The 17,784-nt window shown below is 39.1% G+C and carries 17 protein-coding genes; 3 read left to right on the top strand and 14 right to left on the bottom strand.

Annotation, left to right across the window (positions count from 1 at the left end; translation table 11 throughout):
• Positions 1-53: 53 nt before the first annotated feature.
• On the top strand, positions 54-992 hold the full coding sequence (locus AEQ18_RS08780; protein ID WP_054115950.1) for a LysR family transcriptional regulator: 939 nt from the start codon (positions 54-56) through the stop codon (positions 990-992).
• Between the two features lie 91 nt (positions 993-1,083).
• Here AEQ18_RS08780 and AEQ18_RS08775 read toward each other — a convergent pair whose 3' ends face one another.
• A complete protein-coding gene (locus AEQ18_RS08775) occupies positions 1,084-1,737 on the bottom strand; it encodes a DUF4767 domain-containing protein (RefSeq protein WP_054115949.1) in 654 nt (217 codons plus the stop codon).
• 222 nt (positions 1,738-1,959) lie between these two features.
• On the opposite strand from AEQ18_RS08775, the gene AEQ18_RS08770 reads away from it, so the two are divergent.
• Positions 1,960-2,280 carry a DMT family transporter gene (locus AEQ18_RS08770; RefSeq protein WP_054115948.1) on the top strand — a complete coding sequence of 107 codons (321 nt, stop codon included), beginning with the start codon at positions 1,960-1,962 and terminating at the stop codon, positions 2,278-2,280.
• A 139-nt stretch (positions 2,281-2,419) separates the two neighbouring features.
• On the opposite strand, the gene AEQ18_RS08765 is transcribed toward AEQ18_RS08770, so the two are convergent.
• Entirely contained in the window at positions 2,420-2,737 is a 318-nt protein-coding gene (locus AEQ18_RS08765; protein WP_054115947.1) for a nucleotide pyrophosphohydrolase, read from the bottom strand.
• A gap of 42 nt (positions 2,738-2,779) precedes the next feature.
• Complete coding sequence (locus AEQ18_RS08760) at positions 2,780-3,313, bottom strand: DUF6998 domain-containing protein (protein ID WP_054115946.1); 534 nt, start codon at positions 3,311-3,313, stop codon at positions 2,780-2,782.
• 296 nt (positions 3,314-3,609) lie between these two features.
• Here AEQ18_RS08760 and AEQ18_RS08755 point away from each other — a divergent pair, with 296 nt between their 5' ends.
• Complete coding sequence (locus tag AEQ18_RS08755) at positions 3,610-5,970, top strand: HAD-IC family P-type ATPase (protein ID WP_054115945.1); 2,361 nt, start codon at positions 3,610-3,612, stop codon at positions 5,968-5,970.
• A gap of 66 nt (positions 5,971-6,036) precedes the next feature.
• On the opposite strand, the gene AEQ18_RS08750 is transcribed toward AEQ18_RS08755, so the two are convergent.
• The 11 genes from AEQ18_RS08750 to AEQ18_RS08700 form a co-directional block, all read right to left on the bottom strand.
• Positions 6,037-6,888 (bottom strand): helix-turn-helix domain-containing protein, encoded by an 852-nt coding sequence (locus tag AEQ18_RS08750; RefSeq protein ID WP_054115944.1) that lies wholly within the window; start codon positions 6,886-6,888, stop codon positions 6,037-6,039.
• 395 nt (positions 6,889-7,283) lie between these two features.
• The gene (locus tag AEQ18_RS08745) at positions 7,284-8,978 is read right to left on the bottom strand and encodes an oleate hydratase (RefSeq protein ID WP_054115943.1); all 1,695 of its coding nucleotides are present in this window, start codon (positions 8,976-8,978) and stop codon (positions 7,284-7,286) included.
• Between the two features lie 39 nt (positions 8,979-9,017).
• Positions 9,018-9,152, bottom strand: a complete 135-nt coding sequence (locus AEQ18_RS08740; protein ID WP_054115942.1) for a hypothetical protein — start codon at positions 9,150-9,152, stop codon at positions 9,018-9,020.
• A 247-nt stretch (positions 9,153-9,399) separates the two neighbouring features.
• Positions 9,400-10,353 (bottom strand): sensor histidine kinase, encoded by a 954-nt coding sequence (locus AEQ18_RS08735; protein ID WP_200908905.1) that lies wholly within the window; start codon positions 10,351-10,353, stop codon positions 9,400-9,402.
• Positions 10,354-10,420: 67 nt separating this feature from the next.
• Positions 10,421-11,104 (bottom strand): response regulator transcription factor, encoded by a 684-nt coding sequence (locus tag AEQ18_RS08730; protein ID WP_054115940.1) that lies wholly within the window; start codon positions 11,102-11,104, stop codon positions 10,421-10,423.
• Positions 11,105-11,157: 53 nt separating this feature from the next.
• A complete protein-coding gene (locus tag AEQ18_RS08725) occupies positions 11,158-11,874 on the bottom strand; it encodes an ABC transporter permease (RefSeq protein WP_054115939.1) in 717 nt (238 codons plus the stop codon).
• Entirely contained in the window at positions 11,874-12,782 is a 909-nt protein-coding gene (locus AEQ18_RS08720; protein WP_200908904.1) for an ABC transporter ATP-binding protein, read from the bottom strand. The genes AEQ18_RS08725 and AEQ18_RS08720 overlap by 1 nt, the downstream gene beginning before the upstream one ends.
• A gap of 64 nt (positions 12,783-12,846) precedes the next feature.
• Complete coding sequence (locus tag AEQ18_RS08715) at positions 12,847-13,770, bottom strand: ABC transporter ATP-binding protein (protein WP_054115938.1); 924 nt, start codon at positions 13,768-13,770, stop codon at positions 12,847-12,849.
• A gap of 323 nt (positions 13,771-14,093) precedes the next feature.
• A complete protein-coding gene (locus AEQ18_RS08710) occupies positions 14,094-15,812 on the bottom strand; it encodes a phospho-sugar mutase (RefSeq protein WP_054115937.1) in 1,719 nt (572 codons plus the stop codon).
• Between the two features lie 2 nt (positions 15,813-15,814).
• Entirely contained in the window at positions 15,815-16,876 is a 1,062-nt protein-coding gene (locus tag AEQ18_RS08705; protein ID WP_054115936.1) for a BtaManbiosPhlase, read from the bottom strand.
• Positions 16,877-16,887: 11 nt separating this feature from the next.
• The gene (locus AEQ18_RS08700) at positions 16,888-17,784 is read right to left on the bottom strand and encodes a DUF1861 family protein (RefSeq protein ID WP_054115935.1); all 897 of its coding nucleotides are present in this window, start codon (positions 17,782-17,784) and stop codon (positions 16,888-16,890) included.

Raw genomic sequence — 17,784 nt, 5'->3', positions numbered from 1 at the left:
AATACAGATTTACGGTAGACCTATCGGTAAATCCGATCAAAAGGAGAATTGAGATGAATGTAAACCAAATCAACGCCTTTCTATCAATCGTCGAAACGAATAGTTTCACGAAAGCCGCAGAGAAGTTGTATGTGAGCCAGTCTACCCTATCTGATCGGTTGTCTTCTTTAGAAGAGGAATTAGGGATTCGGCTGATCCAGCGCCGATCAGGAAACAAGCATTTAAGTTTGACCGAGAAAGGCATCGCCTTTTTGGATTATGCTGCCCGATATGTTGAATTGGAAAAAGAAATCGACGATTGGAAACAAGAAAAAGTCCTGCCGCAAGTGAAGATTGGTGCACCGCAAAGCGTCAATACGTATTTATTCAGAGATTTTTATCGACAATATTTAGAAGCGACCTATCACTTGCATGTGAGCGCCCATTGGAATCGAACGATTTACACGATGATCAATGCCTTTCATCTAGATATCGGGATTGTTTCTCGGCCCTATCAATCAAAACAAGTTACCACAGTGCCTTTACTGGACGAGCCGTTACTGATCGTTTATGATGATCGTTTCGCACAATATGAAGACATGGCGGAATTGAACCGCGGGGATCAAATCTATATTGGTTGGGGACCCGCTTATAAAGAGTGGTACCATCGCCATTGGGACACAACGATTCCCGCAAGAATGACGTTGGATTCCCCCGAATTGCTGATGGACTATTTGACAGCACCCCATACTTGGGCAATCGTTCCTCTATGCGTCTATCAAGATATTGCTGAAAAAAATGCCCATATCCAAACCTTGCCCACAAAAAGTGCGGTCTACCGCCGTTTATATGTCATTTATCAATTCGGACAAGGAGAAGCCCGCAACCAAAAAATACGCAACTTTATTACTGATATGCAGACATTTATTCGAGAACTAGCTGCAAAAGAACGTTGCACATTGCCTAATGCGTCAATTGAAGCACTAAATCAGCCTTTGCGCCAGCATGAATAGACCACAACCAACTTAAGCGAGTTGGTTGTGGTCTATGTGTCGAAGGATATTTTCTTGCTTGCTGCCTCTCATGCTTTTGACCTATCTCTGGTTAGGACGCTTGGATAATCTGCTTGAAGCCTTCTTTCAACTTCGCATTCTCTGTTTCCGTGAAATACAAATAATCATTTTCGTTCCCTTGGTTTTGACTAGTGACCAATACAAGCGGACTGCCATTGTGTACCGTAAAGAAATAGACATGTTTGTCTAGATAATCTTGTGTTTCTGCGTCAGAATAGACCGCCACTAGATTATATGCCGCACTTGATTCTCCTGTATCAGACCAGGCAATGTCGATCGGTGTATCATCAATCACCGCTTGCCATTTGTCTGACCCGCTGAGGACACCATCTGGCAAAGCCAATCCGTATAAATCAACGTTGTTCCCAGGGCTGTAGGCTTGATACGTCTGCCCCATCTCTGCCCCCCAGTCATCCATAAAACTACGCAATTGCGCTGCCTTGTCTTCATTCCACAGTGTAGCTTGCGGGTTTGTTTCTGCCCCTGAGGTTTGCGTCGTACTCGTGCCATCTGTTGTACTGGTCACGGTGCTCGTTTCGGTAGATGATTGACTCACTGTAGTCGATGAAAGGGACGATGCGCTACTTGTCTGACTGCTGTCGCTAGGGGAACTTGTTGCCGTATCACCACAGGCAGCTAACACGAAAAGAGAGACCAGCAGCCATGTAGTTGTCATTTTTTTCATTCTACTCACCTCGTTTTTATTTACTATATCAATAGTGTACGACACTATATGGGATTGAACAAATGATAACAATGATGCTTTTATTGACCTTCTGTTTTAAACGTGCAATAATAGCCTCATTATAAAAAAATCACCACCGGGTGATCCCAGTATGTAGACAACTCTTTAGGTCTTAGTAGAGTTGGCTAGATGCTTTTTTTTATGTGTAAGGAGGAATGTCAGATGACATGGATATATTTATTATTAGGTGGGTTATTTGAAGTTGTTTGGGCAAGTACGATGAAATTGAGTAATGGATTTAGTCAGCTTTGGTATAGTGTCCTCACAGTGATTGGCATGGTCTTTAGTTTTGGCTTCTTGGCTTTAGCTGTCAAACAATTGCCTTTGAGTATCGCCTACCCTGTATGGACAGGCATTGGTGCAGTGGGCTCGATCATTGTTGGGGTTATCTTGTTTAAGGATCAGTTGTCACTGTTGACTTGGTTTTTCGTGGTATTACTCATTGTCGGTATCTTGGGCATCAAATTTACGAGCGGGCATTGATTGATATCCGGTATGGCATGAGCTAGCTATAAACACCTCGTGGATGTATTGGGATTCACCTAAAGGTCTGTTCAGGCTTTTTTGCAGTTCACTTCATATGCTTAATCAAAAAAGGGCGAAGATTCGCCCTTTTTTTCTGCTATTTCAGCCCACGGCTTTGATCTACAGGGTATTTCAGGTTGTTTTTGATCAGCTTCTCTTGGATGATCTCATCGATATCCAAATTCAAATTATCAGCCAGCATATAGCTATAGATCAGCACATCTGCGATTTCTTCTTTCAAGTGTTCAAAGTCTTTCAACGCTTCCTCCGACGTTTTCCATTGAAAAATCTCCAGCAATTCTGCTGCTTCGATGGAGATCGACAAGGCTAAGTCTTTTTCGTTATGGAACTGTCGCCAGTTGCGTTCATCTCGAAATTGATTGATGCGGTCCATTGACCTATTTTTTTTTTCCATGAAAAGTACTCCCCCAATTTAAATTCATTCATCGAACTATTCTTAACTAAGAGACATATCCGTTAATGACGAATCATACCTCAAATTTGACCGAAAGGTTTCTGTTATCTCCTCTACCCTAGAGTCAGATCGTAAGCCAAAACTCATTCTTAGGATATACCCATTTAGATGCTTGCGCCATTTCCCGTATTCCATTACTAGTTTACTTTCCATTTGATACACATGCTGAACACCAAAAGAAGCATCAAATAAAATAACTAAAAGGATATCAAAATCATCAGCATCTTTTGCTCTAATAGGCGACAAGCATATCTTGTTGAGCGGACCTCTCACCCAACGACTTTTTATTTGAAAACGCAATCCACACTTTGGATCAATCGCATCAAATCCTTTATTTGAGTTATTTGCCATCTGTAAGCCTAATGTATTACAAACAAGCCACTCTGCATAATCCCCTACAGGGCTGTTATATGTTCTAACTACTTTGCGGTGATTTAATTCAGTTAATATTTCACTGTACAACATAAGTAATTCTTCATTTGATTTGGTTTCGATCTCATTCGTATGTTTCCCCATCCCAGCGGACTCCTTTACTCTCATAAACAAATATTTTCATGCGCCATTTATTTTTTATCATAGCATATTTATAGGTATTTCAACCTGTTCATTTTTTGTTACGCATATCGTCACTTTGATTCTAACGACCAAGTGACAAAAATGAAACGACTTATTCTTGCCAGGATATGCTATATTTTACACAACACATTTGATTCACCCCAACATGAATCATGCCCTATCCGGGACTCAAGACTGATTACAGTCGCTAGATATATTTGTACACTATATAATATATTATTCAATAAACAGAGAGGATGAGAAGAATCGACATCAAAACCATAAAAGGATTGACAGCATCTGAGGTCAAACACCGTGTGCAGCGCGGCGCTGTCAACAAAACAAAAAAAGACCATGCCAATTCTTATCCAAAAATCATCTGCAGCAACATTTTTACTTTCTTTAATTTGATCAACACAGTGCTTTTCTTACTCGTCTGCCTCACAGGTGCGTATCAGAATGGGCTGTTCGTCTTCGTGGTATTCAGCAACGTCATCATCAACCTGTTCCAAGAAATCCGTTCGAAGCGAACTTTGGATAAGATGGCTCTGTTGAAAGTCGCTAAGGTCGATGTGTATCGTGACGGCACCCTAACGCAGCTACCGATCGAAACACTCGTCCTTGATGACCAAATCCTACTTAAAAATGGGGATCAAGTCCCTACAGATGCGCAGGTCATCTCTGGGACGCTAGAAGTCAACGAGTCCTTGTTGACTGGTGAAGTAGATAGTATTTATAAACAAGCAGGTGATGCCTTATTTTCAGGGAGCTTTGTCACTTCAGGTGAAGCTGTCTGCCAAGTGATCCATGTGGGTGCAGACAACTATATCGAAAAAATCAATAAAGAAGCAAAAGCCAGCAAGCGCCAGACTTACTTGATCCAAGGGAGTTTGAATAGAATCATTCGCTGGATCAGTTTGATCCTGGTTCCACTATGCAGCCTGTTGTTCGCGAAACAATACTTCTTTTCTCACGCCCCCTTCGATACAGCGATTTTACGAACAGTAGCTGCAGCTGTAGGCATGTTTCCTGAAGGCTTATTCTTATTGACTAGTGTGACATTAACCATCAGTGCTGTCTATCTCGCACGTCGCAAAGTATTGGTCCAAGAATTGAACTGTATTGACGCGTTGGCACGGGTCGATGTGCTTTGTTTGGACAAAACAGGCACGATCACCGAAGGAAAAATGACCGTCGAAAAAGTGATCCCGCTGACGGATTCAGCAGATATCCCGCTGATCACACAAAATCTATTGGCACAGCTACCTGACCAAAACCCGACTGCGCTTGCGTTGCGGGCGCATTATGACTCCGTTTCAACTTTTTCGATGCAGCAAGTGACGCCCTTTTCTTCCGACCGCAAATATAGTTGTGTGACATTTGCAGAACAAGGCACTTACTTTATAGGTGCGCCCTCGATTTTACTCTCGCAAACGGACAAACAGCTTTTGCAAAATGAAAAACAATTTGCCGAAGAAGGCTATCGCGTGATACTCCTGGCCCATAGTCCTCATGCCTACGAGATCGATCAATCCTTGACAGACATAGAAGCGCTGGGCTTTTTTCTCTTATCAGATACGATTCGCTCAGACGCTGAAGCTACTTTGGACTACTTCCGATCTCAAGGCATTCAATGCAAAGTCATCTCTGGGGATGACCCAGTTACTGTCAGCAAAATCGCCAAGAAGGTCAATCTGCCCGGAGCTGCAAACTACATTGACGTATCTACTTTAACAGCTGTCGAATTGAAGGAAGCTGTTGGCAGGTATCAAATTTTCGGTCGTGTTACCCCACAGCAAAAGAAGGAAATGGTGCTTTATCTCAAAGAACTTGGTCATACAGTGGCGATGACTGGCGATGGTGTCAACGATGTCCTGGCATTGAAAGCAGCGGATTGCTCGATCGCGATGGCATCAGGTGTTGACGCTGCTCGACAAGTAGCGAATTTGGTGCTATTGGAAAACCAATTTGCGGCATTGCCATCCGTAATGGATGAAGGGCGCCGCGTCATCAACAATATTACCCGCTCAGGTTCATTGGTCTTGGTCCAAGTATTGTTCTCGATCATCATTACCATTGGTACCTTGCTTTCAGGGACTACCTATCCATTTGAACCGATTCAATTAACGATGATCAATGCCTGCTTTGTCGGCATCCCGACTTTCTTCTTGAACTTCGAACCAGATTTCAAGCGGATCAAGGGAGACTTTATGACAACGATTTTCCAACAGGCTTTTCCGGCAGCGATGACCATCTCGATCGGCACCTTGCTGATCATCAATGTCGGGTATTGGTTCAATAGCAGCACGCAAGCCCTTTCGATCATGAGTATTATTTTTACGGCTTGGAATTATAGGTTGTTGCAAAGAAAAGTCTACCCACCTATCAATAAATATCGAACAACGATATTCTTTTGTACCCAATTTTTCTATTTTGTTGCTTTGATCATCGGGCAAAACCTCTTTAATTTAGGCAACACAACCTACATGAATCTCATCTTGCTGATTGCTTTATTGAACTATGCCACGTATATGCAGCGATTTGTTGAACGATGGATGAAACAGTTGATGCGTCAATACAAGAAAAAACGTGCGCTGCCGAAGATATCCAAAGTATAATCCCCAATGAAAAATAGTCCGATACGCCCTCATATTTGAGGGGGATCGGACTATTTTTACGTACAACTAGGTGTTGTGTGCCACCAGTACACTTTCGATACCTGCTACCACTTCATCATAGCCTAGATAGCGCAAAATCGATAATTCCTTTTCAACATCGTGAATCGTAAATTGGGCTTTCTTATCGACGACTTGTTGGAAAATATTGCCGCAAATTTTTTCATACATATAAGTTGTATCATTGGTATATTCAAGCAATTGAGCCAACAGCTTAGGCCCGTAAGTATAATCTTTTCTGATCGCTACCAGCAAAATCAACGCATTCAATAAAATATGAGAGAACTCACTATGGATAGTCGACTCTTTGATCAATGAATGGATTCGACGATTCAACCGATTCAAATTACCATAAATATAATCATTCGTAAAAGCGAACATGCAACTGCCAAAAATCGATATTTCAAATTTCCCCCATGTGTCGATACTATTTAAATAGGTTTGGATGTACGCAATCCCTGATTGACTGCCCTCTATTGTATGATGCTTCATATAATTGTATTCAATCGCAAATTGTTCTTTTTTGATCTGAAAAAAAACATCTGCTGTTTCTGCATATTGCGTTGCTAATTGTTGCTGCAACGCTTGGTACTTCTCATCAGTTGGATGCATTAAAGCTTGACGAAACAATCGATCATACGCTTTTTTGCTATCCATACTTGGCATATCTAGACGACTAAGGTATTCTTCATACGTCACATTGAGTTTTGACAAAATTTGCGTCAGCTTTTCTGAAGACATTGATGTCCCTCTGAGTTCAAATTTGTTCAACGCTTCTCGACTCATGATCCCCTCTGCCAGCTTGGCAATCGTAAACCCGCGCTCTTCCCGTAACGCTTTCACCACTTCATTACTTTCCATTCTGCTGCTCCTTCATTTAAGGTACATTTCATCACATTTCGAACCAAGTATACCTTAACTTACGTATCCTTGGTATATAAACAATACAGTTTGTGTGGGCGTATAAATGATAACTGTTATTTCATTGGGAAATTTGTTCCTATAAATGGATAGTTTAAGAGGGGTCTTAGGCTATTTCATTTGGTAAAACAATCACTTATTAACCATTTCTAAGTCGTATATCTAAATAATTTACTGTTATAAATTGTTTTGAATCGTTTAGAAAAACTTCTCGCAATCCTGGTTTATTGTTTACAACTATCATCTATACCAAAAAAGCCGCAACCTTTGATTACAGGATCAAGGAAGCAGCTTTTTTGTGTAGGCACATGTATTCATTTTTCAGTCTGCAGGTCTTACGCAAACATCTTCTTCGCCGCACGAGCCAACGTTTTCAAATCTTTGTCATAGCGTGGTGTAGGTACCAACCGTGACATTGGTATGCCGGCAAAGTGGAATGCCGCAATTTCCCCAGAACGGACAGCACTTTGTTCTGTGAAAATCATTTGATAGGGTTGTTCCACAAATTCCCCAGTGAAAGCCAGATTGGTGGAATGAGCTGGAATCACTTTTGGCCGATCGCTTTTGGCACGATTGTTGAACAATGCAGAGGCATACGGCATATACACAGGAATATTGTTGATGACACTATCCATGATCAATGCTTCTTTGTCTCGAATATTGCCCGGTCCGGGATCGACTTTAGACAACTGGCCAATCAATTCTTGCACCATTTCTTTCCCAGTCATTTCGATATACGGTTTAGTCACAAATTCCCCTACCCGACGCGGATATAAGAAGTACCCCCAAATGACGGTTTCATTCGGTTTTTGACTGGTGAAGTGCGGTTGGTGATGGACCACGATCGACATATTGACATCTTTTTGATGCAAAGGCGAAATCGGCGTTGTGGAAATAAATGAATTCAAGGCATTTCCTGGTTCTTGTGTAGTGATACGTGTGATTTCATTCAGTAATAGATGGTCTTTGGTCGTCAAAGTAAAGCTGACCCACTCGCTCGCATCACGATCCGCGAAAAATTTATCCGGGGTACCCAGATTATAAAACTGCTCAGCCGCTTTTTTCCAAAGACTAGAGGCTGCACCGTAATCCATATTTTCTGCAGCGGGTGTATCAAAATCACCTAATGTCGCTGAATCAGTGATTGACCCATTGGTAAAGATAACAGCTGTATCATCATCAACTGCAACATACTCTTCTTGATTGGTCGTCACATTCAACATGTGTAACCCAGTCACAGTGATTTCATCTTGCATCGTGGTGTCTTTGAACGACCAATCTGTAACTAACCGATCGAGGACGATGTGGCACCCTTGTTCTTTCAAGTAATTGATCAAAGGCAGCATGATGCTTTCATATTGATTGTAGCGTGTCCGATTGACCCCCACTAAATGCTCGATTTGTGTAAATTCGTAAATCATTTGGTGCATATAGCGCCGTAATTCTTGCGCGGAACTCCGGGTCCGAAAGGCAAACGTTGTTTCCCACATATACCAAAAATTGGATTCAAAAAAGGCTGGATCTTCTTTGAAGTATTCGGCAATGGTGACATTGTCTAATTTTTCTTCTTCACTGTCAGGCATCATGATCATTTGTGTCAGTAACATACGACTTTTATTGTTCAAGCCTAAATGACTGCCATCAATGATTCCCTTGCCGCCTTCCAATAATCTGGCTTTATCAAATGTCCGATGTTTCGCATCAAAATCGCGGGTATCTTCTGCAGCGGTCATGTTTGGTTCCGTAACAGAAGGAATCCGATCCAACAGATCCATCAAGTCCACGTAGGTTCGATAGTTTAACATCCGGCCGCCTCGAGCCACATACCCTTTTTGATTCTCCATAGGATGATTCTTGTTCCAGTATTCATCTGTGACATCCCCAGTAGGTGCCCCATCATTTGATCCATGATCGTCGAGAGAATAAAACGTGATTTGGTCGCCTTGCCATTTGCCTTCTTGAATCAGGTAAACTGCGGCTGCCATATTGGATAATCCTGCACCGATCATGATTGCTTTTTTCTTTTGCATTGCGCTTCCTCCTATTTATACATCTTGCTCAACTTCCAGTTAATTCAATGTTGAATCATATTCATCGTATAACCAAGCATCATCTTCAAAGAAACCTGTCTTCTTCGCTAGATATCCTGCACCAGCTGCAGCGATGCCTAAACCGATACTTAATAAGATCATTTTTTTCTTCATGTGATTTCGCTCCTTCGTGATTATTCTATGTCTTATTCAACTTACGGGTTCATCGTAGTCCTTAGGAGGAAATAGTTCAAATGATAGCCTATGTGATTTTATGGTTATTGGACATATTGGGTGATTTGTCAAAAAAAGACTGCAAAAATAAAGGAGAGAAAGAAATGATGTAACATTCCTTCTCTCCATACTATTCCTTATATATACATCTATATTCCCTTTTTTAGCTTTATTCTGAAAGAAATCTTCAATTGTCATTGAATCTATTTAAGGTAACAGTAATTTTAGTTCCTTTATCGATTTCACTTAAAACTGAAAGATTGCCTTCTTCTTGTTCTATGATTTTTTGAACAATAGATAAACCTAATCCACTCCCTTGATTTTTTTTGGATGTGTTTCCTTGGTAAAAGCGGTCAAAAATTTGAGGGATATCACTTTTCTCGATTCCCGTTCCAGAATCTTGTATGGTAACATCAATTTTCTCATTTTTTATTTTAAGCGATACACTCAATCTCCCCCTCAGGTTTGAAAATTTGATGGCATTCTGAATCAAATTCAGCCATACTTGATAAAGCAATTCCTCGTCCCCCCGATACTCTATTGAATCCAAATCAATACTCAAATCCATTTTCTTTTTGGACCATTGTGGTTCAAGGGTTAAAATAGCTTGTCTAATTTGCTCGTCAAGAGAAAATTTATTCGTAGAGCGGAATACTTTGTTTTCAATTTCCGATAATCTTAAAAGATTTGTTGATAAATGGGTAAGTCTATCACTTTCTGCTAAAATTGCTTGTGCGTATTCCTTTGTTTCCATGCCACTAGAGGCGCTCATTTCTATTAACTTTGCATATGCACTTATTGATGTAATTGGCGTACGAAACTCATGAGATACATTTGATACAAAATCTTTTCGCATTTTATCAATGCTATTGATTTCTTGGACCATTTGATTAAATTCTAGGGCAAGTTGACCAATTTCGTCTTTATTTTTTAAATCAACATTTACCTCAAAGTCACCATTAGCTACACTTCTTGCAGCTTCAGATAACTGCTTGATTGGTTTGACGATAGTTCGTAAAGCCAAGAGTAAAACCAATGTACCAATGACAGCATTATTAATAAAAATAAGCCCAACGAATTGATGTAATTCCTGCCTACTCTCCCCGGTCACTACGCCTATAATCATTCCTAATGTGATCAAATTAAAAAACCACCATATACTCAGAAATACAAACGCCAACTTTGAATAGATTGATTTGTTAATTATATTACGAAGTTTCATCTTTTTTCACCGACCTATATCCTAATCCTTTGACCGTTTCTATAGAAAAATCAGGCGTTTGGCCAAATTTATCTCTTAAACGTTTGATATGTACATCAATTGTCCTATAATCAGTTTCGGAATCATAGCCCCAAATATCTTCCATTAATTCTTGCCGTGTAAATATTTTCGACGGATAACTTAATAATTTAAACAATAACATAAATTCCTTTTGCGGAAGATTATATGTCTGATTTGCCGTTCTAACAACTAGTGATTCTTTATCCAGCAAAACTTCTCCAAATTCAATTTTATTATCCGCGTTTATTTTGGCCCTTCGCAAGAGGGCAGAAACCCGCAAAACCATCTCTTCTAAATCAATCGGCTTAACCATATAGTCATCTGCACCGGAAAGAAAACCTCTTTTTTTATCCTCAAAACGTTCCTTAGCTGTAACCATCATAATTGGAAAGTCGTAATGCGCATCTCTTATAGACTGAGTCAATGAATAGCCATCTATGCTAGGCATTGCAATATCCGAGACCATCAAATCAATGTTAGTATGTGCCAACATTTTCAATGCAGCTGAACCGTCATTGGCTTCTATTACTTGGTATCCTTCACGATTCAAATACATTACCATCAGTTTTTTAATATTCTCATCATCTTCAACAACCATTATTACTGCCATTCTTTATACCCCTTTCCAAAAAATGATAACTATGACAAAATACAACCAAGTATTTATAAAGGCAAATCTTTCTTTACAAATATTTGACTACCTACAAGGATCCCCATAAATCCAATAACTGCCAAAATCACAAAATTTGCAATATAATCACTGCTACCGGAAATAATTGTTGGTGCGTCAAATAATGCGGATAAGCTAAAATTCTTAAGAAAATCAAATTTATCACTAAACATACTGATAATCGGCAGAAGTAAAGAGACACCTACAATCCCTCCACCTACTGCAATCGCATACTTCGAAAGATTAAATACACATGACGCCAGATAGCAAATTCCACCGTAAGCCAAAGATAGCACCCATACACCCAAATTCAACTTAACAATAATGCCGAAATCATCACTCGAAAGTCCGCTATTCAAAAATTGTGTCGCAATCAAATGCGTACCTGCGCTTATTATAGACATAAAAAACAAAGATCCTACAAGATAGAAGGCTTGTGTAATTGCAACCGTTGTTCTCTTGATTGGCGTAGATAGCACATATGCAAGTGTTCCTTTATCTACTTGAGCGGCAATTAACTTATTCCCTGTAATGATAACATAGATCGCCGATAATATTTCAGGTAGCATGTTATAATATGCAACTCCCGTTGCTGCCACATTTGCGATTGCACCTAGTATCAATAATAATACTGCTTGAACCAGAGTCAGTACAAGCCACAACATCCAATTTTCTCTAATCGTTTGTTTCAGTAAAGGTTTGCTTATCATTATTTTTTCTCCTCCGACTTGTTATATTTTTCATTGAAATAACGCTCTAATGTTTGTGGGATTTGCGTAATAAATTTAATATTTACTTTTCTCAAACACTGAAACAATTCGCCAAGATCATCATCTGAAATTCGAATAGTAACCTGATTGTATTCATCTTGGGTTCTCTTGATTTCAAAATCTTTTTGTATAAACTTTAGATAGTCTTCTTTTTGGAAAAATTCAATCTTATATTCTTTTATTCGCTCATTTCCCTTAATTTCCGACATTTTTACGACATCAATAATGCGACCATTTTTTAGAAATGCGACCCGATCACAGGTTTCTTCCAGTTCATCAAACATATGGCTCGACATGAAAATAGTCTTCCCTTTATGCTTTTCTTCTAAAATTAAATTTGTAAATACTTTTTGCATAAGTGGATCCAACCCTGTTGTTGGCTCATCCAATAGAAAAATATCAGCATCTGACATAAAAGCATTCACAATTGCAGTTTTTTGCTTCATCCCTTTACTCATGCGCTTCAAATTTGCAGACGGGTCTAGAGCAAAACGGTCTGTCAACTCTTTTATTTTTCCTGAGTGCGGAAGATGGAGGTATTCCGCTTGTAATTCAAAAAAACGATTACCACTTCCAATATCCGGAAATGATATTTCTCCTGGAATATAAGCTACTTCTCTCTTTAAGTCTGCTGCTTTATTCCAGCAATTTTTACCTTGAATGAAGCAAGTTCCTGCATCTGCATGAAGAAAACCCATTAGATGACGAATCATAGTTGTTTTCCCACTTCCATTAATACCGACTAAACCAAAAACTTCTCCTTTTTTTACTTCTAATTCAATATCAAAAATACCTCGATTCTCTCCATAATCTTTCGTCAATTTCTTTATTTGAATCATATTTGTCATTATTTGTCCTCCTGTTCTAAGTACAGCCTTATAATTCAGTTATGACAATCTGCGATATAAAAACTTAAAGTGTTTGCTCTTTTTCATAAAAACGCATAAAGTGATTCTTTAATGTAAATTTTTCTTCTTTAAAACTAACTACCTTGTACTTAGCTAAACTCCTTATCAACTGATTCATTTCACTATCTGAAGTAAGATTTTTAGATTCATTGATTTTCACTAAGAGCACCCTTTGTTCCTGATCTACAATATTTGTTTGCAAGACTCTCTCTGTTTGAAATGCTTTATAATCTTTGTCATTACCGAATCGAATGACAAATGTTTTTTCTTTCTTATGACGTATATCATCTGCTACGACTGTGGAGACAATTTTCCCTTCTTTGATAATAGCGATGCGATCACAGACCGCATCAACTTCGCTAAAGATATGACTCGATAGTAAGATTGTTTTTCCACGTTTTTTCTCTTCTTTCATAAAATCGATAAATCGCTCTTGCATGACAGGATCGAGTCCACTCGTTGGCTCATCTAATAACAAAACATCTGGATCTGCCATAAATGCAGCCACAACAGCTAGTTTCCGCTTATTCCCTAAACTCATTCGTTTAGTTTTTCCTCTTGGATCTAATTCGAACAAATCTAGCAGATATTTCAATCGGGAAGGATTTGTTTTTTTTTGTAGACCTTGCATCATTTGTATAAACTCCGCCCCAGTTAATCCTTCTGGTAAGGCTATTTCCCCAGGAAGATAGCCTACATTTTTTAATATTTCAGCAGACTGTTTTCTAGCATCCAGTCCATTTATATTTGCCCATCCTTTCTGCGATGCAGAAAAACCCATAAGGTGACGAATCGTCGTCGTCTTACCGGCACCGTTAGGACCCAAAAAACCAAATACTTCTCCTTTATCTATCTGAAAAGATACATTAAAAATACCTCTTCCATTCCCATAATCTTTCGTTAAATCCTTTACATCGATTACATTCATTTCTCAATACACTCCTTAATATGCACAAAATATTTTGTTCCACTCAAACACATTTGATCAAAGCCATGAAATCGTTAGATCATCATGTATCCTATTTTTTTAATTATTTTCTGTATACTTCCATTTTAATTTCCATATATGAACTGAATATGAACTATTTTAAACAAGAAAAAGCAGTATAATACCACTTGAATGGCACTACACTGCTTATCTATTATCGATTATCATTCTTGGAATTTTTCTATTTCTAAGCGCACTACTTTATCGCCCCTGATTTTTGACGCAAACTATTATACAAGCGCGATCTGTTTTTTTGATTCATATCAAAGTTTTTCCATAAACATTTGAAAATCGTTCTTCAATTTTTTTAACTTCTCTGCCGCATCTTCTTCCGTCTGGGCATTGACCGAATAATAAATCTTGAACTTCGGTTCAGTCCCTGAAGGTCTTAAGCAGATCCAAGAACCATCAGTGAAACGGTACTTTAAGACGTTCGATTTTGGTAAGGTCAACGGTCTAACCACACCTGAGGGTGCAAAGCTTTCTGAGAGCAGATAGTCTTCTTTCTCTGAAAGCTCAAACGAACCTAGCGCTTCAATAGGATGTGCACGCAACATTTCAAGCTGTTGATTCATCGCCTTAAGACCGTCTTTTCCTTTAAACGAAATGGTTTCCAAATGCTCTTGATAATAGCCGAAAATGCGCGAGATGCCATCCAACCGGTCAATCAAATCTTCACCTGATAAAGTGCAATCGAGGGCAACTTCTGCCAACAAGACTGCCGCTTGGATCGCATCCTTATCCCTTACGAAAGGTGCAATCAAATAGCCATAGCTTTCTTCAAAACCTAACAAAAATGTTTTGTCATGTTCCTCTTCAGATTTTTGGATTTGTTCGCCAATAAATTTAAACCCAGTTAATGTGTTTCTGGTTTCTATACCATAATGTTTGGCGATGTTTTCGCCTAAATCAGAAGTTACAATCGTTTTAGCAATAAAATAATCAGATAGTGCTTGTTTTTGTCGTTGCTTCTCTTTGATCAAATAATCTAATAACAGCACCCCTATTTGATTCCCATTCAAAAAGTATGGTTCCCCTTCTCTCATCACAACAACACCTAACCTATCGGCATCCGGATCAGTCGCAAAAATAATTTTCCCTCTACACATTTGCGCATCCTTGATAGCCAAGTCAAACGCCTTTGGGTCTTCTGGATTTGGTGAAAGAACAGTTGAAAAATCAGGGTCAGGTAATGCTTGTTTTGCAACAACATGCACATTGGAAAAACCTATCTTTTGACATGCTTCTTGCATCAAATGATTTCCTGCACCATGAAGTGCTGTGTAGACTATAGAAACCTCTGCACCGTGTTTTTTCACTTTTTCTTTGCTCTGTGTCACTTGCATCAAATGTGTTAGATACTTTGCATCCATTTGTTCAGTGACATATTCAACTTGTTGTTCTGTCAGAAAGTGCGACAAAGATGGTGTCTGAATCATCAGTTCATTTGTGATCGTTGTTAAAATATCAGTCAGGCGATCGGCTGTTTCCAACGTGATTTGCCCGCCATCTGCGCCATAGACTTTAAATCCATTATATTGTTTTGGATTATGACTTGCTGTAATCATCACTCCTGCACATGCCTGAAGCTCCCGCACCATAAATGACAGTTCAGGCGTCGGACGCAATCGATCTGATAAAAAGACTTTGATTTTATTACTAGCCAAAACACAAGCTGTCCATTCAGCAAATTCCTTTGAAAGGTGTCGATTGTCATACGAAATCACCACGCCGGACTCTGTCCCATTTGATTCAACAACATATTTGGCTAATCCCAGCGCGACGCGTTTGATCGTGTATTCATTGATTCGGTTGATGCCGACACCGATCTCTCCACGCATTCCGCCTGTTCCAAAGTCTAAATATTTGTAAAATCGATCTTCCATCTCCTTAAGATCAACCATTGTTGCTAGTTGATTCTTAAAGTCAGGATTTAATACCGGATCCACGGACCACTCTTCACATTTCTCTTTCCACATCATCATTAGTCCTCGTCAAGTTGCCGTAAAACAGCTTGAATCGATAATGTACATCCCGCCATAGACGTATCAGCTACGCCATAATACATGGTCAATTGATCCCCTTCAACGATCCCGCCACAGCCAAAAACAACATCACCAAAAAAGCCATTTTTTTCATATGACGCATCAGGTTCCATAATTGGCTTCTTGCTGCGTTTCAATACGATCGTAGGGTCATCTAAATCTAGCAGCGCTGCACCCATGCAATATCGGTGCTCAGGAGTTGCACCATGATAAATGACTAGCCATCCCTTATCCGTTTTGATTGGGACTAACCCTCCGCCGATACGACCACTTTCCCAACTATCTTCTCTCACACTCAATAGATGTTCATGGTTTCCCCAATTCTGCAAGTCTGGTGAAGAGGCAATCCAAATATCATAGTTTCCAATACTTTTTAATGAGGGACGATGCAACGCATAATATTTACCATTGATCTTCTCTGGAAAAATCAAAACATCTTTATTTTCAGGTGCAAAGATATTGCCTAAATCCTCATAAGCGTTGAAGTCTTTTGTCCTCACCAAAGAGTCGCAGACACCTACAGGCGAAACAGAACTAAAATTGATATAATAATCATCTCCGATTTTCGTACAGCGCGCATCTTCAATACCATACGTCTGATAATCATTGAACGGATAGAGGAATGCTTTGTCATCGATCGTGAACTGATGCCCATCTTTACTTCTTGCAATCCGAATATAAGAAAGTGATGTCAAATAGACAAAACTATCTAGTTTGTCTTTTTTGCGAATCATTCTTGGATCTTCGAAGTCGTATAAATGATTCTGACGATCAAAAGAATAAATGTTCACCGATTTTTTCAAGGAATCATATACAGGTATTTTAATCACATTGTCTTCTTCAGAGATTGGTCGTTCCGCGACGCGTAATAATAATAGTATTTCTTCTTTATACACAGCAACACCTGCATTAAATGTACCAACAACTTCAAACCCTTGATGAAGTGGTTTTATATCCGATGGTGTGATAAATGGATTATTGCTAAACCGTTCTATTTTCATATACTTACCTTCTATCTAAATGGATTTTCTATTGTTAATTTTTGGGCACCAGCGTCACTGATTCCGGCAAAAATCACTGTTTGTTTATCTACGAACTGAATCCCTCCGCTAAACACAACATCTTCTAAGTCGGTTCTCTTCATAGGCCCATCTGTAAAATCTTTTCGTTCGGCAATAATTTTAGGAGAAAGAATCTCAAAATTTTCCAGATCTAATTCAAACGTCATAGCATAGTAATGACGATTTCCCATATCATCGAAATTCGCAATATGTCCCAAAACAAAGACTTTACCATCTATACAATGAATTTCATTTGCGCCGCCCCATTCATCGTCTGAAAACTGGTTATTTAGTAATGGTGCAGCTTCAATGACTTGAATGGTTAGTTGATCCAAATGATTGATGACACATCCACCAATTTTGCCACGTCCACCTTTAGTTCCTTGTGGTCGCGTTAAAACTAGAATTTGATTATTTTCTAATTGCTTGATGCGCAAATCTTTCATTCCCCAGGGTCCAGAAAAAACTTTTTCTACTTCACGAATCGTGACTAGTCGATAAAAGACTGTACGCCATAGTGCATGATCACTTTCAAATTGAACCTCAACGCCACCTAAGATCAATTGGTTATCAATAAAAGTAATAAACGGATCTTGTAATGGTAAACAAATTGATTCTGGTATCAAATTCCAGATATTTTCTTCCTCTTCTATAAATAGACCAATCATCGATTGTTCATCACATCGAGATTCGATACGACCCGCTATTAGTTCTTGATGATTAAATTTGAAAGGTGCAGTAATATTGTAAACATCTTTGTCTCCCACACCTTTAAAAGTAAGTTTTTGGGGATTACCTTGTTTATTGTTCAACCGATGTTTTTCTAGTAAAGCAGTGATTTGAATCAT

Source organism: Enterococcus sp. RIT-PI-f (assembly GCF_001297065.1).
Lineage (GTDB): Bacteria > Bacillota > Bacilli > Lactobacillales > Enterococcaceae > Enterococcus_D.
This window is presented reverse-complemented; position numbering and strand designations above follow the sequence as displayed.